At 67.9% G+C, this 19965-nt stretch carries 18 protein-coding genes; 7 read left to right on the top strand and 11 right to left on the bottom strand.

Features of this window, described 5'->3' with window-relative positions; genetic code table 11:
* Genes pcaG through pcaC form a run of 3 tightly spaced genes read left to right on the top strand, consistent with a single transcriptional unit; the run spans position 1 to position 2151 of the window.
* Positions 1–558, top strand: a complete 558-nt coding sequence (gene pcaG, locus AC3B6C_RS23350) for a protocatechuate 3,4-dioxygenase subunit alpha (protein ID WP_488374299.1) — start codon at positions 1–3, stop codon at positions 556–558.
* Positions 551–1747: a lyase family protein gene (locus tag AC3B6C_RS23355; protein WP_488374300.1), complete on the top strand. Its 1197-nt coding sequence runs from the start codon at positions 551–553 to the stop codon at positions 1745–1747. The genes pcaG and AC3B6C_RS23355 overlap by 8 nt, the downstream gene beginning before the upstream one ends.
* Positions 1744–2151, top strand: coding sequence for a 4-carboxymuconolactone decarboxylase (gene pcaC, locus AC3B6C_RS23360; RefSeq protein ID WP_488374301.1), 408 nt, complete (start codon positions 1744–1746; stop codon positions 2149–2151). The genes AC3B6C_RS23355 and pcaC overlap by 4 nt, the downstream gene beginning before the upstream one ends.
* Positions 2152–2164: 13 nt before the next feature.
* On the opposite strand, the gene AC3B6C_RS23365 is transcribed toward pcaC, so the two are convergent.
* The 3 genes from AC3B6C_RS23365 to lepA are packed head-to-tail and all read right to left on the bottom strand — an operon-like array spanning position 2165 to position 7086.
* On the bottom strand, positions 2165–3082 hold the full coding sequence (locus AC3B6C_RS23365) for a cation diffusion facilitator family transporter (protein WP_488374302.1): 918 nt from the start codon (positions 3080–3082) through the stop codon (positions 2165–2167).
* A 7-nt stretch (positions 3083–3089) separates the two neighbouring features.
* Positions 3090–5147, bottom strand: a complete 2058-nt coding sequence (locus AC3B6C_RS23370; RefSeq protein ID WP_488374303.1) for a M3 family metallopeptidase — start codon at positions 5145–5147, stop codon at positions 3090–3092.
* Positions 5148–5178: 31 nt separating this feature from the next.
* Positions 5179–7086, bottom strand: coding sequence for a translation elongation factor 4 (lepA, locus tag AC3B6C_RS23375; RefSeq protein WP_044508042.1), 1908 nt, complete (start codon positions 7084–7086; stop codon positions 5179–5181).
* Positions 7087–7216: 130 nt separating this feature from the next.
* On the opposite strand from lepA, the gene AC3B6C_RS23380 reads away from it, so the two are divergent.
* Positions 7217–7903 (top strand): alpha/beta hydrolase family protein, encoded by a 687-nt coding sequence (locus AC3B6C_RS23380; protein ID WP_055475491.1) that lies wholly within the window; start codon positions 7217–7219, stop codon positions 7901–7903.
* Positions 7904–8329: a type II toxin-antitoxin system PemK/MazF family toxin gene (locus tag AC3B6C_RS23385; RefSeq protein WP_488374304.1), complete on the top strand. Its 426-nt coding sequence runs from the start codon at positions 7904–7906 to the stop codon at positions 8327–8329.
* A gap of 13 nt (positions 8330–8342) precedes the next feature.
* Here the strand turns inward: AC3B6C_RS23385 and AC3B6C_RS23390 are convergent, their stop codons facing one another.
* The 4 genes from AC3B6C_RS23390 to AC3B6C_RS23405 all read right to left on the bottom strand — a co-directional run bounded on the left by AC3B6C_RS23390 (position 8343) and on the right by AC3B6C_RS23405 (position 13284).
* Positions 8343–9191 (bottom strand): transglutaminase family protein, encoded by an 849-nt coding sequence (locus AC3B6C_RS23390; RefSeq protein ID WP_010841279.1) that lies wholly within the window; start codon positions 9189–9191, stop codon positions 8343–8345.
* On the bottom strand, positions 9188–10165 hold the full coding sequence (locus tag AC3B6C_RS23395; protein WP_014927458.1) for an alpha-E domain-containing protein: 978 nt from the start codon (positions 10163–10165) through the stop codon (positions 9188–9190). The genes AC3B6C_RS23390 and AC3B6C_RS23395 overlap by 4 nt, the downstream gene beginning before the upstream one ends.
* Complete coding sequence (locus AC3B6C_RS23400) at positions 10162–12045, bottom strand: circularly permuted type 2 ATP-grasp protein (protein ID WP_488374305.1); 1884 nt, start codon at positions 12043–12045, stop codon at positions 10162–10164. The genes AC3B6C_RS23395 and AC3B6C_RS23400 overlap by 4 nt, the downstream gene beginning before the upstream one ends.
* Before the next feature lie 93 nt (positions 12046–12138).
* Positions 12139–13284, bottom strand: a complete 1146-nt coding sequence (locus AC3B6C_RS23405; RefSeq protein ID WP_488374306.1) for a sulfotransferase family protein — start codon at positions 13282–13284, stop codon at positions 12139–12141.
* Between the two features lie 239 nt (positions 13285–13523).
* Between AC3B6C_RS23405 and rpsT the strand changes: the two genes are divergently transcribed.
* On the top strand, positions 13524–13784 hold the full coding sequence (gene rpsT / locus AC3B6C_RS23410) for a 30S ribosomal protein S20 (RefSeq protein ID WP_010841283.1): 261 nt from the start codon (positions 13524–13526) through the stop codon (positions 13782–13784).
* Between the two features lie 116 nt (positions 13785–13900).
* Here rpsT and holA read toward each other — a convergent pair whose 3' ends face one another.
* A complete protein-coding gene (holA, locus tag AC3B6C_RS23415) occupies positions 13901–14869 on the bottom strand; it encodes a DNA polymerase III subunit delta (RefSeq protein WP_010841284.1) in 969 nt (322 codons plus the stop codon).
* A 165-nt stretch (positions 14870–15034) separates the two neighbouring features.
* On the opposite strand from holA, the gene AC3B6C_RS23420 reads away from it, so the two are divergent.
* Entirely contained in the window at positions 15035–16447 is a 1413-nt protein-coding gene (locus AC3B6C_RS23420) for an amino acid permease (RefSeq protein ID WP_488374307.1), read from the top strand.
* A 115-nt stretch (positions 16448–16562) separates the two neighbouring features.
* On the opposite strand, the gene AC3B6C_RS23425 is transcribed toward AC3B6C_RS23420, so the two are convergent.
* The 3 genes from AC3B6C_RS23425 to AC3B6C_RS23435 form a co-directional block, all read right to left on the bottom strand.
* Positions 16563–17411: a potassium channel family protein gene (locus tag AC3B6C_RS23425; protein WP_488374308.1), complete on the bottom strand. Its 849-nt coding sequence runs from the start codon at positions 17409–17411 to the stop codon at positions 16563–16565.
* Between the two features lie 159 nt (positions 17412–17570).
* The gene (locus tag AC3B6C_RS23430; protein WP_488374309.1) at positions 17571–18968 is read right to left on the bottom strand and encodes a ComEC/Rec2 family competence protein; all 1398 of its coding nucleotides are present in this window, start codon (positions 18966–18968) and stop codon (positions 17571–17573) included.
* 3 nt (positions 18969–18971) lie between these two features.
* Positions 18972–19955, bottom strand: a complete 984-nt coding sequence (locus AC3B6C_RS23435; protein ID WP_488374311.1) for a ComEA family DNA-binding protein — start codon at positions 19953–19955, stop codon at positions 18972–18974.
* Positions 19956–19965 lie beyond the last annotated feature (10 nt).

The following is a 19965-nucleotide window of genomic DNA, read 5'->3' on the forward strand; positions in this document are numbered from 1 at the left end:
ATGGGCACACTGCTGACCGCGACGCCGGGCCAGACCATCGGCCCCTTCTATGGCTACGCCCTCCCGTTCGAGCGTGGCAACGAGCTGGTTCCGCCGGGTGTTCCGGGTTCGATCCGATTCCACGGCCTCGTCACCGACGGTGCGGGTGAGCCGGTGCCCGACGTGATGCTGGAGATCTGGCAAGCCGACGGTGACGGGACGACCCCCCGATCGAGCGGGTCGTTGCACCGCGACGGGTGGACGTTCACGGGTTGGGGCCGGGTCTCGACCGACGACGAGGGCCGCTACAGCTTCACCACTGTCGAACCCGGGCCGACCGACCCCGGCCGTGCACCGTTCATCGCCATCACCGTGTTCGGTCGCGGCTTGCTCAACCGCTTGTTCACCCGCGCATACGTGCCCGGCCCCGACCTTGTCGACGAGCCACTGTTGGCAGGCCTGCCCGAGGATCGCAGGCAGACCCTGATCGCCGAGCGCGACGCACATGGGCTGCGGTTCGACATCCGACTGCAGGGCGAGAACGAAACCGTCTTCCTGCGCTTCTCGGCCGGTGAGTGACCTGTTCTGGCCGGGTGATCACCGGGCCGGAGACGTGATGAGCGCCGCCGCCTTCCTCGACGCCATGGTGGGCGCCGAGAATGTCTGGTTGGCAACACTTGTCGACTCCGGCATCGCGCCCGGCACCGCCGCCGCCGATCTGTCCGACCTGATCCGGCCCGATGACCTCGACCAGATCGCCAGAGCCGCCGAGCGTGACGGCAACCCGGTCACCAGCCTCGTCGCGCTGATGCGGTCCCGCGTCGAAGGCGAACCATCCCGCTGGCTACACCGGGGCCTGACCAGTCAGGACGTGCTGGACACCGCACTGATGTGGTGCCTGCGTGACGCCCTGGAGACCATCACCGATGACATCGGTCGGCAGCTTCACGAACTGATCGAACTGACCGAGACGAACCGCGGCAGGCCGATGCTGACCCGGACCCTGACCCAAGCCGCTCTGCCCGGCACCATCGGCCGCAAGTTCGCCGTCTGGCTGACCGCGATCCTCGACGCCGCCGACGGTCTGAAAGCGTTGCCCGCCTTGCCCATCGCCGCGGGTGGCGCGGCCGGAACCCTGGCCGCGACCACCGAGCTCACCGGATCTCCGGAGGCCGCGGTGTCGTTGACCCGATCGTGGGCGGACGGTCTCGGACTGGCGGCGGGCGATCCCTGGCACACCACCCGTTCGGTCATCACCCGAGCCGGCGACGCGTTGGTCGGCTGCTGTGACGCCTGGGGGCATCTCGGCAACGACGTCGCCGCCGCAATCCGGGCCGGTGAACTGTCCGAGGGATCTGCCGGTGGCTCGTCGACCATGCCGCACAAGAACAATCCGGTACTCACCGTGCTACTGCGCCGGGCCGCACTGACCGCTCCCCCACTGGGGGCCACCCTGCACGCGGCGTCCGCGGCCAGCGTCGACGAACGCTCCGACGGCGGATGGCACGCCGAATGGGCCACGCTCGCCACTCTCACGCGTCGCACCGTGGTCGCCGCGGCGGAGGCGGCAGACCTGCTGGCCGGGCTGCAGGTCGACACCGGTCGAGCTGCCGAGAACCTCGCCGATGCCCAGGGCATTCGCACCGAACAGCACAAGATGGCCGAATTGACCGGCAGAGAACCCGCACCCGACTACCTGGGCGCCTCCGACATCTTCATCGACAACGCGCTGCAGCGCGCACGCGACTACCTGAAGGACACACCATGACCATCGACGACGACGGCATGATCGTGCGTCGCGAGGTGCTCGGCGACGATCACGTCGACCGCGCACTCGCGGCCACCACGGATTTCACGGCCGACTTCCAGAACCTCATCACCAGGTACGCATGGGGTGAGATCTGGACACGACCCGGCCTGGACCGGCGATCACGGTCGATGATCACCCTGACCGCGTTGATCGCCCGGGGCCACCACGAGGAGTTGGCGATGCATGTGCGCGCCGCTCGACGCAACGGGCTCACCGACGACGAAATCAAGGAAGTGCTGTTGCAGAGCGCCATCTACTGCGGTGTGCCCGATGCCAACACGGCGTTTCGGATCGCGTCCCGGGTGCTCGCCGAGGACGGCGAAGAGCACGCGAACCAGGGCGACGGCCCCTCCGCCGGCTGAGAGCGTCGTCCGCTCAGTCCAGCCGCCAGTCCTCGTACGCGCGCGGGTCGTTGATCGGTTCGACGTGCACCGTCACGTTGAGATCCTCGACCGCGGCACGGAGTTCGTTCTCGATCTGCTCGGCGAGGTCGTGCGCGCGCTGCACCGACCAGTCACCGGGCACGAGCATGTGCAACTGCACGAAACGTTCATGACCCGCCTCGCGAGTGCGAATGTCGTGGAAGTCGATCCGGTCGGCGCGGTGCGCCGCGAGGACCCTGTCGATGGTGGCGCGCTCGTCGTCGGGCAGTGCGGAATCCATCAGTCCCGCACCGGATCGCCACACCAGCTGCCCGCCCACGACGAGGATGTTGACGGCCACCGCGATGGCGATCAGCGGGTCGAGCGGCAACCAGCCCGTGGCGGCCACCAGGAAGACGCCGACGACCACCCCGGCCGTCGTCCACACGTCGGTCATGAGGTGCTTGCCGTCGGCTTCGAGGGTCATGGACCGATGACGGCGTCCGGCACGGATGAGCACCCAGCCGACGACCGCATTGACCGCGGTCGCCGCGACCGAGATCGCCAGTCCGACGCCGACCTCCTCGAGCTCCCGAGGATCGAGCAGGCGGTCGACGGCCGTCGCGATGATGACGACCGCCGCGACGACGATCATCACCCCCTCGAACACCGCCGAGAAGTACTCGGCCTTGGTGTGCCCGAAGTTGTGGCTCCGGTCCGGTGGCTTCGCCGCCACGCGCAGCGCCACGAAGGCGCCCACCGCCGCAACGAGATTGACCACGGACTCCAATGCATCGGAAAGCAGACCGACCGAGCCGGTGACCCGCCACGCGATCAGCTTGAGACCGATCACGACGATCGCGGTCACGATGCTCAGGACCGCGAACGCCGACAGGTCGCGGCGGGGGCTGCGCGTCGTCGTCACGGGCACACCCCGGTCAGGCCGCGAGTCCCCGGCGCCGCAGCAACGGGTCGATCCGCGGTCGACGGCCGATCAGCCCCTCGTGCGCGACAAGCGGATCCACGCTGTCGCCGCGGGAGAGGGTGGCCTCGGCGAACCGCCGGCCGTTCTCGCGCTGCAACCCGCCTTCGGCGAGGAACCACTGTTCGGTCTCGGCGTCGAGCACCTCTGACCAGATGTAGCTGTAGTACCCGGCGGAGTAGCCCCCGCCGAAGATGTGGTTGAAGTACGAACTCCGGTAGCGCGGCGGGATCAGGTCGGTGTGGAGTCCCGCGGCGGTGAGCGCCTGCGACTCGAAGGCCTCGACATCGGAGACCGCCTCGGCCTCCGACACCGACAACCGATGCCAGGCCAGGTCCAGCGACGACGCGGCGAGGTATTCGATGGTGCCGTGCGCCGACTCGGTTCCCGCAGATTCCCTTGCCGCCTCGGCCAGTTCGGCCGGAATCGGCTCACCTGTCTCGTGATGGCGGGCATAGTTGCCCAGTACCTCGGGGTGCAGTGCCCACATCTCGTTCACCTGCGACGGGAACTCCACGAAGTCCCGCGGCACCGACGTCCCGGACTGCGACGGGTACTCGACCGACGACAGCAGTCCGTGCAGTGCATGCCCGAACTCGTGGAACAGGGTCGTGAGCTGATCCATCGTGAGCAGACACGGTTGCCCGGCGTCGGGTTTCGTCAGGTTCAGCACGTTCACGATGATCGGCTGGGTGTGCAGGACCGACGACTGATCGACGATGTTGTTCATCCAGGCCCCGCCGCGTTTCGACGGACGGGCGTAGAAGTCGCCGAGGAACAGGCCGATGCCCACGCCGGCATCGTCGCGCACCTCCCACGCGCGGACGTCGGGGTGATAGAGCGGCAGATCGGTGAGCTCGACGAAGCGCAGCCCGTACAGCTTGTTCGCGGCGTGGAACACGCCGCGGGTCAGCACCGTGTCGAGTTCGCAGTAGTCGGCGAACCCGTCGAGCGGCACCGCCGCGTGCGTCCGCTTCTCACGGTCGAGCCAGTACGTGAGATCGGCGGGACCGATGGTCGCGTCGCCCGCGAATTCGGTGAGGCGGGTGAGTTCGCGGCCGCCGGCGCGCATGGCCGACGCGTTGAGTTCCCGGAGCATGTCGTCGACGGCTCCCGGGTCGGGCGCGGTCTGTTCGACGATCACGAACTCGGCGTGGTCGCGGTATCCGAGCAACTCGGCGCGACGCGCCCGCAGGCGGACGATCTCGAGGACCAGTTCACGGGTGTCGTGCTCGTTGCCCCGAGCGCACCGGTTCACCGAGGCGTCGAAAACCCGTTGTCGCACATCGGCGTTCGTCAGCTCGGTCAGCACCGACTGGCTCGTCGGCAACTCGAGCGTGATGAGGTGTCCGTTCTCGTGTCCCGCCTCGACCGCCGCGCGGCGCGCGGCCGCGATCTGTCCGGCCGACAGGCCGTCGAGTTCGGATGCATCGGCCACGAGAACCGCCGAGTCGTTGGTGTCGTCGAGGATCTTCTGGGAGAACGTGGTGGTCAGATAGGCCAGCCGAGAGGCGATCTCGCGCATCTCCTGCTGCTCGCCGGCGGCGAGTCCGGCACCGGCGCGGACCGATTCCCGGTACCTCTTGTCGAGGAGGCGACGCTGCGGCTCGGTGAGTCCGAGCTCGTCGGCGCGGGTGTGGAGATCGGAGATGCGCTCGAAGAGAACCGGATTCATCGCGATCGTGTTCGCGTGATCGGTGAGGAGCGTCGAGAGCTCCTGGGAGATCTCGTTGCGCTTCGGGTTCGTGTCGGGTCCCACCAGATTGAAGAAGATCCCCGATGCGCGGGCCAGATCGCGACCGGACAGCTCCAGCGCCTCGATCGTGTTGACGAAGGTGGGCGCCGCGGGGTCGGCCGCGATCGCGTCGACCTCGGCCACGTGCGAGGCCATGGCGGCGGTGAACGCCGGTAGGAAGTCGTCGTCGGAGATCGACGCGAAATCGGGGAGATCGTAGGGCAGACCGCTCTGTGCCAGTACCGGATTCACGTTCGCCGCGTCGTGCGCTGCGGTCATCGTCTCGCCCCACTCATGGTCTGCCCGCCCATCACTTCCCCTTCGGCTTGTCACCCACCGCGTCGGTGGAGAGCGCGGCCACGAACGCCTCCTGCGGAACGTCGACGCGACCGATGGTCTTCATCCGCTTCTTGCCCTCTTTCTGCTTCTCGAGCAGCTTGCGCTTACGGCTGATGTCACCGCCGTAACACTTCGCGAGCACGTCCTTGCGGATGGCGCGGATGTTCTCGCGCGCGATGATCTTCGAGCCGACGGCGGCCTGGACCGGGACCTCGAACTGCTGGCGCGGGATGAGCTCTTTGAGTTTGATCGCCATCCGGTTGCCGTAGGCGTAGGCGGCGTCTTTGTGGACGATCGCGCTGAAGGCGTCGACCGCCTCGCCCTGCAGCAGGATGTCGACCTTGACCAGGTCGGCTTCCTGCTCGCCCGCCTCCTCGTAGTCGAGGCTGGCGTAGCCACGGGTGCGGGACTTCAGGGCGTCGAAGAAGTCGAAGATGATCTCGGCCATCGGCAACGTGTACCGCAGCTCCACACGCGTCTCCGACAGGTAGTCCATGCCGCCGAGCTCGCCGCGGCGCGACTGACACAGTTCCATGATCGCGCCGATGAACTCGCTCGGCGCGATGACGGTCGTCTTGACGATGGGTTCGTAGATGTGCCGGGTCTTGCCCTCCGGCCAGTCCGACGGGTTGGTCACCACGTGCTCGGAACCGTCTTCCATCACGACGCGGTAGACCACGTTGGGGGCGGTCGAGATCAGATCGAGGTTGAACTCGCGCTCGAGTCGCTCGCGAGTGATCTCCATGTGCAGCAGGCCGAGGAATCCGCAGCGGAAACCGAAGCCGAGTGCGACCGAGGTCTCCGGCTCGAAGGTCAGGGCGGCGTCGTTGAGCTGTAGCTTCTCGAGCGCCTCGCGCAACACCGGATAGTCGGAGCCGTCGAGCGGGTACAGACCCGAGTAGACCATCGGCCGCGGCTCCCGGTACCCCGTGAGCGCCTGCTCGGCACCGTGCCGGGCGGTGGTGACGGTGTCACCGACCTTCGACTGCCGCACGTCCTTCACACCCGTGATCAGGTAACCGACCTCGCCGACACCGAGACCCTTGGTCGGTTTCGGTTCCGGGGACACGATCCCCACCTCGAGAAGCTCGTGCGTGGTGCCGGTCGACATCATCAGGATCTTCTCCCGCGGCACGACCTTCCCGTCGACGACCCGGACGTAGGTGACGACGCCGCGGTAGGTGTCGTAGACCGAGTCGAAGATCATCGCGCGCGCCGGAGCGTCGGGGTCGCCCACGGGGGCGGGCACCGTCCGGATGACCTCGTCGAGCAATTCGGTCACGCCGACACCGGTCTTGCCCGACACGCGCAGCACGTCCTCCGGCTCGCACCCCACGATGTGCGCGAGCTCGGCGGCGTAGCGCTCGGGGTCGGCCGCGGGCAGGTCGATCTTGTTGAGCACCGGGATGATGGTGAGGTCGTTCTCCATCGCCAGATACAGGTTGGCGAGCGTCTGCGCCTCGATGCCCTGCGCGGCGTCGACGAGGAGCACAGCCCCCTCACACGCCTCGAGCGCGCGGGAGACCTCGTAGGTGAAGTCGACGTGCCCGGGGGTGTCGATGAGGTGCAGGACGTAGTCCTCGTCGCCGGCCGGGGACTTCACCGTCCAGGGCAGACGCACGTTCTGCGCCTTGATGGTGATGCCGCGCTCGCGCTCGATGTCCATCCGGTCGAGATACTGCGCCCGCATCTGCCGTTCTTCGACGACGCCGGTGAGCTGCAGCATCCGGTCCGCCAGCGTCGACTTGCCGTGGTCGATGTGGGCGATGATGCAGAAGTTCCGGATACGTGCCGGATCGGTGAAGGTGGTGTCGGCGAAGTTGGGAATGGGAACTACTCCTCGAACGAGAACTGCGGTAGAGAACGGGCGCGGATACAGGTTGTGGTCCAGTTTCTCATGACCCGCCGACGCACCGCGCCCGGCCACGTTTCCCTTCGAGACGGCCCTCCGCAAGGTCCGGGCCTCCTCAGGGATCGGGGAAGTCCGCGAACCGCGGTGAGGCGCTACGGTGGCAGCCGTGTCCGCGTCCACCGTCACCACCATCGAGACCGACGACGTCGCCGCCGAGGTCCACCGTCCGGGCAGCCCGGCCCGGGCCACGCTCGTCCTCGCGCACGGCGCGGGCGGCAACCGTGACGCCGTGATCCTCCGCGCGCTGGCCGAGGAGCTGTGCGACCGCGGATACGTCGTGGCCCGCATCGACCTGCCGTACCGGCGGCGCCGGCCGAAGGGACCGCCCAGCCCGTCCACCTCACCGGGCGACCGCGACGGCATCCGCGCTGCGTGCGCGATGTTCCGCGGTGAGTCCGACGGGCCGCTGATCGTCGGCGGGCATTCCTACGGCGGCCGGCAGGCCTCGATGGCCGTGGCCGAGGACGGGGCTGACCTGGCCGACGGCCTGCTGCTGACGTCGTATCCGCTGCATCCGCCGGGAAAACCCGACCGGCTGCGCACCGAGCACTTGCCGTCGATCACGGTCCCCACCCTCGTGGTCCACGGCAGTACCGACCCGTTCGGCACCACCGACGAGATGAGCCGCGCGGTCGGCCTCATCGATGCGCCGACGCACATCGTCGAACTGGAGAAGGTCGGGCACGACCTCAATCCGAAGAAGAAGCCGACCGCCGCCCTCACCGCCGACGCGGTCCGGGATTTCCTGATGCCCCTGTTCCCGTCAGACCGAGGAGATGCGTAAGTGACGATCCGCGACGCCCGGCCCGACCTCCGGCCGACCACCGATCTCGCCCGCACCATCAGCTACTCCCCCGACCTCGACGGGGACGCCGATCCCGGCGAGATCGTGTGGACCTGGGTCGCCTACGAAGACGACCCGAGCCAGGGGAAGGACCGGCCGGTGCTGGTCGTCGGCCGCGACGCCCGGGCCGGGCGACCCGACTCCGTGCTCGGTCTCATGCTGTCGAGCAAGGACCACCGATCCGACGGCAACTGGCTTCCCGTCGGATCGGGAGCGTGGGATCCTCAGGGCCGGCCGAGCTTCGTGCGGCTCGACCGGGTACTCGTCGTCGACGACGACGGAATCCGCCGGGAGGGCGCGATCCTCGGTCGTCCGATGTTCGACGCCGTCGCGAGCGAACTGCGCGAGCACCACGGCTGGCGCTGACCGGCGTGAATCCTCAGGCGAGCCTGGTGATCTCGACGATGACGTCGAGGTCGGTGGCACCCCCGCCGGTGTAGATGCCTTTCAGCGGCGACACGTCGGCGTAGTCACGGCCCACCCCGACCGACACATGCTGTTCGGTGATCGGCGTGTCGTTGGTGGGGTCGTAACCCCACCAGCCACCCGTCCACGCCTCGATCCAGGCGTGGCTCTGCCCCTGCACCGTCTTGTCGATCTCGGCGTCGGGTTCGGGATGGAGATAACCGGATACGTACCGAGCAGGGATGCCGAGACCACGGAGCATCAGCAGGGTCAGGTGCGCATAGTCCTGACACACGCCCTTACGATCGGTCCACGCATCGACGGCCGTGGTGTGCACCCCGGTGGTCCCCGGCACGTACTCCATCTCGGTGTGGACGAACCGGCTCACCTCTTCGACCGCCTCCTGCGGCGTCAGGCCCTTGGTCACTCTCTTGGCTGTCGACAACAACTGCCTGTTTCTCGCCACGAATTCTGTGTACGAGAGCATTTCGTCGTACCGGTCTTTCACGGCGTCGCCGTTGATGTCATCCCACGACGCCTCGTCGTCCTCGGACGGACGATGTCCGCGTTCGGTCTCGACCACCGACAGACCCGACACCTCGAGCTCGTCATGCGGCGCATGCAGATCGAATGCGGTGACCGCCGTGCCCCAGTAATCGGTGTAGCGGTACGACCTCGTCGCCGGGACCGTCTCGACCCGGTTCACGATGACGTTCTGCCGGGTGTCGCTGCGCGGGGTGAGCCGGGCTTCGTTGTACGACGAGGTGACAGGACTGTGGTAGGCGAAACCGGTGGAATGGACGACACGCAGACGCCAGCTCACAGCTCACTCTCCTCGATGACATTCCCGTCGCTCACCCGGGCGTCCGCCCACGAGACATAGGGCGACACATGGAAATACTGTTTCGTCACGGCTTCGTTGACCGCGCGGCAGGTGTCCTGCAGGTCGACGAGCCGGTCCTGCAGATCGTCGAGCAACTTGCCGGGCTCGAGGAACTCCAGTGAACTGCGCGCGCGGCCCAGGAGCAACTGGGCCTCCGCCTGCGCACCGACACGGCTGGGCCCCTTCTCGAGCTGACCCAGATTGTGTTCGGCGACGCTGAGGGCATGGAAGATCGACCGCGGGAACAACCGGTCGAGAAGCATGAACTCGACGATGTTCTCTGCGTCCAGCACCCCTCGGTATGTCCGTAGGAACGTGTCGTGCCCGCCCGCACTCACGAGCACGTTGACCCACGCCGGCGACGACGTCCGATCCCCGGCGCGCGACAGCAACATCCGGATCGTCATGTCGACCCGCTCCACCGACCGGCCCAGCAACAGATACCGGTAACCGTCGTCATGGCTGAGGGTGGCGTCGGCCAACCCGGCGAACATCGCCGCCCGGTTCTTCACATACGACAGGAACTCGTGGGGACCGAGACGACGCGAACGACGTTCGGCGGCGTCGAGCCCGTTGTAAGTGGTGTTCAAGCACTCCCACAACTCGCTGGAGGTGACTTCGCGTGCGCCGCGGGCGTTCTCACGCGCCGCGCGGATCAGGTCGACGATCGATCCCACCGCGTCGGCGTCGTAGGCGACGCGTTCGGTGAGCGACCAGACGTCGAGTTCCTCGTCGTCCTCCGGCGCGGTGAGCCCGAGCACCTGGATGATCAGCCGCGCCTGCCGGTCGACGTCGACCGTGGTGTCCTCGAGGATCTGATGGATCGCGACGTCGAGAATCCGCGCCATGTCGTCGGCGCGCTCGACGTATCTGCCGATCCAGTACAGCGACTCGGCGTTCCGCGCCAGCATCATCGGACATCACCGTCCTCGCGCTGCGTCATCGAGCCGGACTGGGTCATCGAGCCGGACTGGGTCATCGAGCCGGACTGGGACATCGAGGCAGACTGGGACATCGGGGTCAGCTGCGTCATGCCGCCCATGTGCTGTGTCATGGCGCCCTGCTGTTGCTGCTGGGTCTGCGTGTGGACCGGATCGGGAGCGCTCTCGGCGGGCCGGGCGGCGGCGACCCCGCTCGTCGTGACGACCTTGGCGCCCGACAGTTCGCGGTCTCCCTCAGAGGTGCGCGAGGCCAGCACCCAGGTGTCCTTGGAACCGCCACCCTGACTCGAGTTCACGACGAGCGATCCCTCCGGCAGCGCGACCCGGGTGAGCCCCCCGGGCAGGACCCACACGGACTCACCGTCGTTGACGGCGAACGGACGCAGGTCGACGTGACGCGGGCGGATGTCGTCGCCGATCTTGGTCGGCACCGTCGACAGCTGCACGACCGGCTGGGCGATCCATCCGCGCGGATCGTTGCGGACCTTGCGTGCCAGCGCATCCAGTTCCGCCCCGCTGGCGTCGGGCCCGAAGACGATGCCGTAACCACCCGATCCCTCAACGGGTTTGACGACGAGCTCGTCGATGCGGTCGAGCACCTCCTCGCACTCGTCGGGCAGCCAGCACCGCAGCGTGTCCACGTTCTGCAGGCTCGGCTTCTCCCCGAGGTAGTACTGGATGATCTCGGGGACATAGGTGTAGATCAGCTTGTCGTCGCCGACGCCGTTGCCGACGGCGCTGGAGATCACGACGTTGCCCGCGCGGGCCGCGTTGAGCAGACCGGCCACGCCCAGCATCGAATCCGGACGGAACTGCATGGGATCGAGGTAGTCGTCGTCGATGCGCCGGTAGATGACGTCGACCCGCTGCTCACCTTCGGTCGTGCGCATGTACACGACGTTGTCGCGGCAGAAGAGGTCCCGGCCCTCCACCAGTTCGACGCCCATCAGCCGCGCCAGGAGCGAGTGCTCGAAGTAGGCGGAGTTCGCCACGCCCGGGGTGAGCACGACGATGTTCGGGTCGGCCTCGTTGAACGCCGCCGACGCGCGCAGTGCGCGGAGCAGATGACTCGGATAGTCGGCGACCGCACGCACCTTGTGTTTGGAGAACAGGTCCGGGAACACACGCGCCATTGCCCGCCGGTTCTCGAGCACGTAGGACACACCCGACGGCGACCGCAGGTTGTCCTCGAGGACGCGGAAGTCACCGTTCTCGTCGCGGATCAGGTCGATACCCGCGACGTGGATGCGAACACCGTTGGGCGGCCGGATGTTTGCGGCCTGCCGGTGGAAGTGCTCGCAGGAGTGGACGAGTCGCTTGGGCAACACCCCGTCACGCAGGATCTCCTGCTCGCCGTAGATGTCGTCGAGGAACAGTTCGAGGGCCTGCACCCGCTGGGTGATGCCGGCCTCGAGCTTGTTCCACTCGGCCGCCGAGATCACCCGTGGCACAACGTCCAACGGGAACGGACGTTCCTTACCGGAGAGCGAGAAGGTCACGCCCTGGTCGAGGTAGGCACGTCCGAGGGCTTCCACACGGGCCTCGACCAGGTCGGACTGATCCTCGTCGGCCATCGCCTTGTAGATGCCGCGGTACGGCGTGCGCACCTCGCCGGCGGCGTCGAACATCTCGTCATATGCCTTGCCGTACGGGCCTTTTGCGTATCCGCCGAAGTTGCCGGTGAAATTGTCCACGGTCGTCGACTTCGCCGATTTGCCACCCGAACCAGCGCCCTTCGCCGCGCCGTTACGTCCGGATGCAGCACGGCCTGATGAGTTCGAAGACGCCGACTTCGCGGCTGCGGACTTACGCGCAGCCTTCTTGGTAGGCGCACTTGTCGATGCGGGGGTCATAAACTGCCATGGTGCTACAGAATGCCGAAATCGGCACGACGTCGCCCGGCCGTGTCATCGACGAGGCCCCGAACGTCGCGCGGAGGTCGCCGGTCAGGACGATCGGCGCGCGGCGATCACCCGCCGTTTGACCCTCCTGAGTACGTTCGCCGCGCGGGTCCGCGCACGAGGACCCACCTTGGGCAGTGGCGCCGCGAGCACCATCGCCGCGATCGTGTCGAGAGCGACGTCGAGCACCTCGCCGTCCGACGGCGACGGTACGTCCGTGGCGTCGTGTTCTGCCGACACCACCAGGTCGGCGAGGTCGCCGGCGACGTCGTAGCCGGCCTCACGAACCGCCGCGACCATCCGCCGGGACTCCCCCGCCGCCCATTCCCGACTCTTGTCCGAGAGTCCCTGCGGAGGACCGGACGGCGCCTCGAACAGGATCTCGCCGATCAGCTGACCCTTGATGATCCGCTCGTACCGGCGCCATTCGATGACCTCGGGCTGCAGCCGGCGGTTGAGCCCCCGCAGGAACTCCGCCTGCGGCGCGGACAGAGAACTGTTCAGGCTGGGGACGGGAATGCGCAGCGGCGTCGGGTCGATGCCCATCACCCCCAGGAACCGGTCCCACAAGGTGCCACCCGGCGCGGCCCCACGCCCCGGCACGGTGACCACGTGCACACGCTCGGGGCCGACGAATCGAGACCAGCGCTCGAGGATGCCGATGTAGTCCTGGAACTCCCAGAACGGCTCCTCGTCCGAGGCATCCGCCGTGACGGGTCCGCCGTTGCGGCGCCCCTCGGACGCGAACGCCACCGAATCGACGAACTCGTCGAACGAGGCCCGGCGCTGGTTCTTGACATTCTCCTGCCACACGGAGGGCAGCTGACGGCCCAGGTCGCGGACGGTCGCGATCACGTGGACCTCGTCGGCGAAGGACAGATCGGTCATCAGCCGTTCGATCTGGTCGACCGTCGCGGTGCTGTACAGCTCATGGGAGAGCAGGGAGATCTGCGGCCAGGCGCGGATCTGACCGAGCAGCTTCGGCCAGGTGCCGGCGAAGGCGGGATCGACCCAGTCGAGGTATCGCTCGGGCTGCAGGTGCACCGCGGCGTGGAAGTGATCGGAGATCACATTTCCCGGGTACAGCAGTCCGGACGACTGCAACGCCAGGTCGCGGTTTCGCCAGAGGCGATCCTGCAGATGGGTGGTCCCGGTCTTGGGGAGGCCGATGTGCACATAAACGACGGACATGATGAGTCCACCGTAGACTTTCGTTCACGATGATTCTTATCGTGCGGCGCGAGCACGGAGCGTGTCCGCGGCGTGGATTTTGGCGGGCTGATCCCGACTGGTAATGTTGTGCGCTGTTGCGGTGACGCCGTGGAGATGCTTCACGCGCCGACGCCGCCCGGTGCGAGTTCGACCTCCCAGGCCGACCGCCCGACCCGAACAGACAGACGTATCCACCAGCAACGACAGAGGTAACACGCGTGGCAAACATCAAGTCTCAGATCAAGCGCAATCGCACCAACGAAGCGAACCGCCAGCGCAACCAGTCGGTGAAGTCGGCCCTTCGTACCGCGATCCGCAGCTTCCGTGAGGCTGTCGACTCCGGCGACAAGGCGAAGGCTGCCGAGCTCGGGCAGACCGCCAGCCGCAAGCTCGACAAGGCTGCCAGCAAGGGCGTCATCCACGCCAACCAGGCCGCCAACAAGAAGTCGGCCATCGCCCTCGCGGTCAACAAGCTCTGATCTGACACCGACCCCGGTCGGCCCGGCGGGTTGACCCGTCGCCATTCCTTCGTATCTCCGCTCACCCCGGCAGCGTCCACGCAGCTGCCGGGGTGAGCGGCGTTCTGTCAGGTGGGTCAGCTGCGTCGACGCCCGTCGGGCCTGAGCTCGGCGACCGTCGCGACCGCATGGGTGAGGCTGTAGTCGGGGTCGGCGGCCTGCCCCTTCACATCGGCGTTGAGCGCGGCCACCACGCCGATCGCGCGCGCGATCGACTCCGAATCCCACGCCTTGGCCTTCGCCTGCACGTTCTTGACCCGGTTGGGCGGCATGCCGAGCTCTCGGGCCGCATCGAAGTGGTTGATCGATCCCATCGGCCGGATGCGTGCGATCGCATGCACGGCCTCGGCGAGGGCGTCGGCCAGCAGCACCCGTGGCACTCCGTGGTGCAGGGCCCAGGCCAGGGACTCCAGCGCGCCCGCGCGGTCGCCCGTCACCGCACGGTCGGCCACTTCGAAACCGGTCACCTCGGGACGACCCTGGTAGTACAACCGCACGGCGTCGCGGTCGACCTTGCCACCCGTGTCGGCCACGAGCTGCGCGCACGCGGCGGCCAGCTCGCGCAGTTCTGATCCCACGCCTTCGACGACCTGCTCGACGACGTCGGCGCCGACCTTCACGCCCAGTGACCGGAATTCGTTGCGCACGAATGTCATCCGCTCCGACGGCCACTTCGGGGCCGTGGTCTCGTGTTCGACGGCACCGGCCTTCTTGAGTGCGGGGACCATCGACTTGGCCCGCCCTCCGCCGTGGTGCACGACCATCAGGGTGATGCCCTCGGGCAGTGACGACGCCGTCGCGACGATCAGCCCGGCCGGCTCCTTGCCCGCCTCGGCGGCGGCCTCGACGACGACGATCCGCTCCTCGGCGAACAAGGACGGACTGAGCAGTTCGGCGAGTTCGTGTTCGCTCACATCGCCGGCGCGCACCCGGGTCACCGGGACGGGGGTTCCCGCAGCCTTCGTCGCGGCGTCGACCACCGCCGAGATCACCCGGCCGGTGAGGAAGTCGTCGTCTCCGAGCAGCAGGTGCAGGCGATCGGTCACGGCAACAATGGTGCCAGACGAACCCGACACGATCGCCGGACCGCCACCAGGTCGGCCGAATACGACAAAGTGGACAACGCCTGTGGCCGAATGAATCGGGGTGATCGCGGCTCGTTACGGTGAGCTTCTGCCAGAGGTCCACCGACATTTCAGGGAGTCGCCCGCGTGACTGTGGAGCATCCCGGCACCGACACAGGTGCCGACACCGACGAGGGATACCAGCGCGGCCTCACCGCCCGCACCGTGCAGATGATCGCCATCGGCGGCGCGATCGGCACGGGACTGTTCTACGGCGCGGGTGGTGCGATCGAGAAGGCGGGCCCCGCACTCATCCTGGCGTACGCGCTCGCCGGGCTCGCGATCTTCATCGTGATGCGCGCCCTCGGCGAACTGCTCATCTACCGGCCCGTCTCCGGGGGCATCAGCGAGTACGCCGACGAGTTCCTCGGCCGCTTCGCCGGTTTCAGCCAGGGCTGGACCTACTGGGCCGTGTGGACGACGACGTGCATGGCCGAGATCACCGTGGCGGGCAAGTACATCAACTACTGGTGGCCGTCGGTTCCGGTCTGGGTCACCGCCCTCATCGCGCTCATCGTGCTGTTCGGCGCGAATCTGATCTCGGTCGGGGTGTTCGGTCGCGCGGAGTTCTGGTTCTCCGCCATCAAGGTCACCGCCATCCTCGGCATGATCATCGTCGGCATCGGCGTGCTGCTCCCGATCGCCGGACTCGGACCCGAGACCGGGCCGTCGGTGACGAACCTCTGGAACGACGGCGGATTCTTCGCGACCGGGTTCAGCAACGCCCTGCTGAGCCTGCAGATCGTCATGTTCGCCTATGTCGGTGTCGAGCTCGTCGGCGTGACCGCGGGCGAAGCGCAGAACCCGCGCGTCACGCTGCGCAAGGCGATCAACACCGTGCCGTTCCGCATCGGCATCTTCTACGTCGGCTCACTGATCGTGATCCTCTCGGTCCGCAGCTGGAAGGACTTCCAGGAAGGCGAGAGCCCCTTCGTCTCGGTGTTCTCCTACATCGGCATCCCCGGCGCGGCCGGCATCGTCAACTTCATCCTGCTGACCGCCGCCCTGTCATCGTGCAACTCCGGCATCTACTCCACCGGTCGCATGTTGCGCTCCCTCGCCCACACCGGCGACGCCCCGCGCCAGCTGACCTGGCTCTCGAGCCGCAAGGTCCCGGCCGCGGGCATCACCCTGAGCGCCGCGGTCATGGCGATCGGCGTCGTGGTGAACGTCATCGACCCCGAGCACGCCTTCGCCTACATCACCGCGGTGTCGACGGTGGGCATCATCGTCATCTGGTCGACGATCCTGCTGTGCCAGATGGCCTACCGCCGCAAGGTCGCGCGCGGCGAACTGCCTCGCTCGGACTACCGGGTGCCCGGCGCCCCGGTCACCACGTGGCTCGCACTCGGCTTCCTCGCGCTCGTGTTCGTCCTGCTGTTCTTCGACAGTGACGGCCGGATCGCGCTCGTCGTCGGGGCGGTCTGGTTCACCGCCGTCGGCATCGGCTACCTGGTGTGGAACCGTACCGCGGGCGAATTGGCCGACCGCGAGGTCTGACCGCCGAGGTCGGCCGGCGAATCCGACGCCCTCACCCGAACGGCGACCACACGTCCACACTCGCCCAGCTCACCCCGCCGAGGGTGCGGGCAGGCAACCATTCGCACAGGCGGAGTCAGCCTGAGGTCTCCTCGATACTTGCAGCGCCACTCGCCGGCCGAGTTCGATGAGGACGTGCATCTGAGGCAGCCGAAGGGTCGGTGACCTCCCATGCCGCTGCGAGCAGAGCCTGCAGATTCTGGACCTCATCCCGGAGGTTCTCGATCTGGGCTCGCGTCGCGGCCGCGTTCGCATCGTCGCCCTCCGACACCCGCTCGACGATCCAGGACGCGATGGTCGCAGTCACCACACCGATGAGACTTATTCCACCGATCATCAGACATGCAGCGATGACACGGCCTGATGCAGTCACCGGGGAGTAATCGCCATAGCCGACTGTGGTCACGGTCGTGACCGACCACCACAGGGCATCGCCGAACGAGGTGATCGACGCTCCCGGGACATCTCGTTCTGTCTCGTAGATCGCCAAAGAGGCCGCGTAGAGGAAGAGGATTGCGCTGCACACGGTGTAGACAGCGACCCGGCCACGGATCGCCGTCCCGATTGCTCGTTGCAGCGCAGAGACGACCACCAGTAGTCGCAGCAATCGCAAAGGCCGGAGGGCAGGGAGGACGACGATGGCGAGATCGAAGATATGCCGGACGAACCACCGCCCGCGGTCGGGCGCCAACGCGAGCCTCGCGACGTAATCGACTACAAAGACGAACCACGCGATCGCCAGCACCCAATCCAAGCCCACGCGTACGGAAACGTTTGGGTCGGCAAGCACTTGGACGGAGTATCCGACCAGGAAGATTACTGCGACGATGGCCAACGGCCACTCCGCACGGCCTTCCCACCGGTCTAGTGCTTGACTGCTGCCAATTGTGTTCTCTTCGCCGATCACAGTCCCCCACTTCGACATCTCCGAACTCCATGCGCAGACTGCCGTCGCGCGCGTCCAACGCGCGTGCACCACCCGGGCGATCTTGCCGTGCCTTTGCGAAAGCCGTTTGAGGTTGTGTCTGCACTGGCATGGTCTCATCGGCACAATCAGCCGACGAGCGGCATCCCTGACATCCGTTCACGTCCACGGCAGGGGAAAGTTCACACTCGCCCAGCTCACCCCGCCGAGGGTGCGCGCGCAGGCGACCATCCACCACAGCTCGGGCGCGAGGGCGCGCACCAGCAATTCGCCCACGAGCGCCCCGGGCCCGTCGGGCGGCCCGATCGCACCGATGAGTGCGGCGAGGGTGCCGACCACACTGATCACGGCGACGACCGGCGCGACGAGGAGGTTTGCGACGATCCCCACCACCGAGAACGTTCCGGTCACCACGACGACGATCGGCGCCGTCACCACCTGGGCGGTGACCGCCATCGCGATCACCTCGGCCACGCCGGGCGGACATCGCCACTCGCGTAGCCGATCCCGGAGTCTCGGCGCCCACACCACGATGGCTCCGGTCGCGGCGACCGACAGCGCGAAGCCCGGCTGCAGCGCCAGTTCGGGCCACCACAGCAGGCCGCCGACGACCGCCGCTCCCAACGCCGGAACAGCCTGCGCTCGACGAGAGGCGAACAGCGCCAGCACCCCGACGGCGCCCATCAGGGCGGCACGCAGCACACTCGGCGACGGGCGGACGAGAACGACGAACCCCAGGATCACGACCAAGCCGACGATCGCGGCGGCCCGCGGCGGGACACCCACACTGCGGACCACCAGAAGTGCTGCGCCGCACACGATCGCGAAGTTGCTGCCGCTCACCGCGGTGAGGTGACTGAGTCCCGCGTCGCGGAAGTCCTCGCGTAGGCCGTCGTCGAGGGAGCTCTCGTCGCCGAGTACGAGCCCGGGCAGGAGTCCGGCCGCATCCGCGTCGAGTCCTCGTGCGGCCAGCGTCTGCAGCCGCTCTCGGACCGCACCGGCCACCTCCTGGTGGCCGGGCGGTGGTCCGACCGGCCGGGGCCGCTGTGCCGTCACCGTCGCCACGAGAAGTGAGTGTGCGGGCGGCGGTCGTACCCGTACGATCGTCACCACCCGCTGGCCGGGCAACAGCCCCGACCACTCCTGCACATCACCCATCAGATCGGCAGCAGCCGGTCGAACTCGTTGCGATCCGATCTGTTCCACCCCCACCCGGACGCGCACCCGCCCTGCGGACGGTTGTCCGACGATCGTCGGGTCGCCGCGCACGGTCAGCACGACCGTCGCCTTGCCCGTCGTCGACGCCAGCGGATGTTCGGTGCGGGCCTCCTGCCGAAGGGCCAGCGAGGTCGCGCACACCGCCGCGAGTCCGGCGACCACGACAACCAGACCGACCGTGTCCCAACCGATCCGACCGGTGAGGCAGGCCACCGTGCCGGCGAGCGCGACCGCGCCCGAGCAGATCGCCAGCGCGAGCGTGTACGCCGTCGGCACCGCGAGCCCGAGCGCCGTCACCGACCACACCGCCGCCGCCGGCACCAGCAGGCGGTAGTCCACCCCTCACACCGTCACGAGGTCGCGCAGTCTGGCCAGACGTGCCGGACCGATCCCCTCGACCTCGGCGAGCTGGTCCACGGAAGTGAAGCGTCCGTTCCGTTCCCGCCACGACAGGATGGCCTTCGCGGTGACGGGTCCGACTCCGGGCAGCTCATCCAGGTCGGCCTCGGTGGCGGTGTTGAGGTTCACGAGTCCACCGGTGTCCGGCGTACTTCCCGCACCGCCGTCGGGAGCACCGGCACCGGTCGGGTTCTCACCGGCCGGCGGGGATGGCGCGCCGGCAGCCCCGACGACGGCACTGCGCAACGACATCCGTCCTTCGCCGCCCGCATAGCCGACGAGGATCTGATCGCCGTCCCGGAGCACCTGCGCGAGATTCAGGGACAGCAGGTCGGCATTCTTGCGCACCCCACCCGCCCGGTCGATCGCCTCGGCGACCCGCGCCCCCGGCGCCAGGCGTACCAGCCCCGGCTTGTGGACCAGCCCGACGACACTGACGACCATCTGCGCCGGAGTCGGCTCGGCCGGCGTCGAAGGCGGCGACGAATCCGGCACCTGCGACGTGCCGGCCACCGCACCGAAATCCACCACGGGCGCCGACTCCGAACCACGGAAGAGCCCGAACGCCGCCACCGCACAGACGACGACACCGACCGCGATCAGTGCGAGAGCGGCCGGCGGTGCGACCCCGAAGCGCCGTCGAGGGAAGGGATCGTCGTCGGCGTCGTCATCGTCCTCGGTGTCGACGTCGTCAGGGTCCGTTCGCCGACGCGGCGATCGCGCCGGCGGGGTGTCGAGCCAGGTCGGCATTCCGCCGATCCCCCACCCGGGGTGCTCGGGCTCCCCGACCGGTCCGGCCGGGTCATCGGTCTCCGATGCGCGTGCCGGGGAATCAGGATCGATCCCTGCCGCGCCGTTCCGGCGGCCCGGCAGCTCGGCCACCGGCGCCAGCCGGTCCAGCGGATTCCGCCGTCCTGATGCGCTCATGACGCCACAC

Source organism: Gordonia sp. 11cp (assembly GCF_057767225.1).

Bases quoted from the DNA above. Each gene is read 5' to 3' on its own strand.
- pcaG (WP_488374299.1), top strand. From the start codon at position 1: ATGGGCACACTGCTGACCGCGACGCCGGGCCAGACCATCGGCCCCTTC.
- pcaC (WP_488374301.1), top strand. From the start codon at position 1,744: ATGACCATCGACGACGACGGCATGATCGTGCGTCGCGAGGTGCTCGGC.
- AC3B6C_RS23425 (WP_488374308.1), bottom strand. From the start codon at position 17,411: ATGTCGAAGTGGGGGACTGTGATCGGCGAAGAGAACACAATTGGCAGC.
- AC3B6C_RS23435 (WP_488374311.1), bottom strand. From the start codon at position 19,955: ATGAGCGCATCAGGACGGCGGAATCCGCTGGACCGGCTGGCGCCGGTG.
- AC3B6C_RS23400 (WP_488374305.1), bottom strand. From the start codon at position 12,045: ATGACCCCCGCATCGACAAGTGCGCCTACCAAGAAGGCTGCGCGTAAG.
- AC3B6C_RS23395 (WP_014927458.1), bottom strand. From the start codon at position 10,165: ATGATGCTGGCGCGGAACGCCGAGTCGCTGTACTGGATCGGCAGATAC.
- AC3B6C_RS23405 (WP_488374306.1), bottom strand. From the start codon at position 13,284: ATGTCCGTCGTTTATGTGCACATCGGCCTCCCCAAGACCGGGACCACC.
- AC3B6C_RS23370 (WP_488374303.1), bottom strand. From the start codon at position 5,147: ATGACCGCAGCGCACGACGCGGCGAACGTGAATCCGGTACTGGCACAG.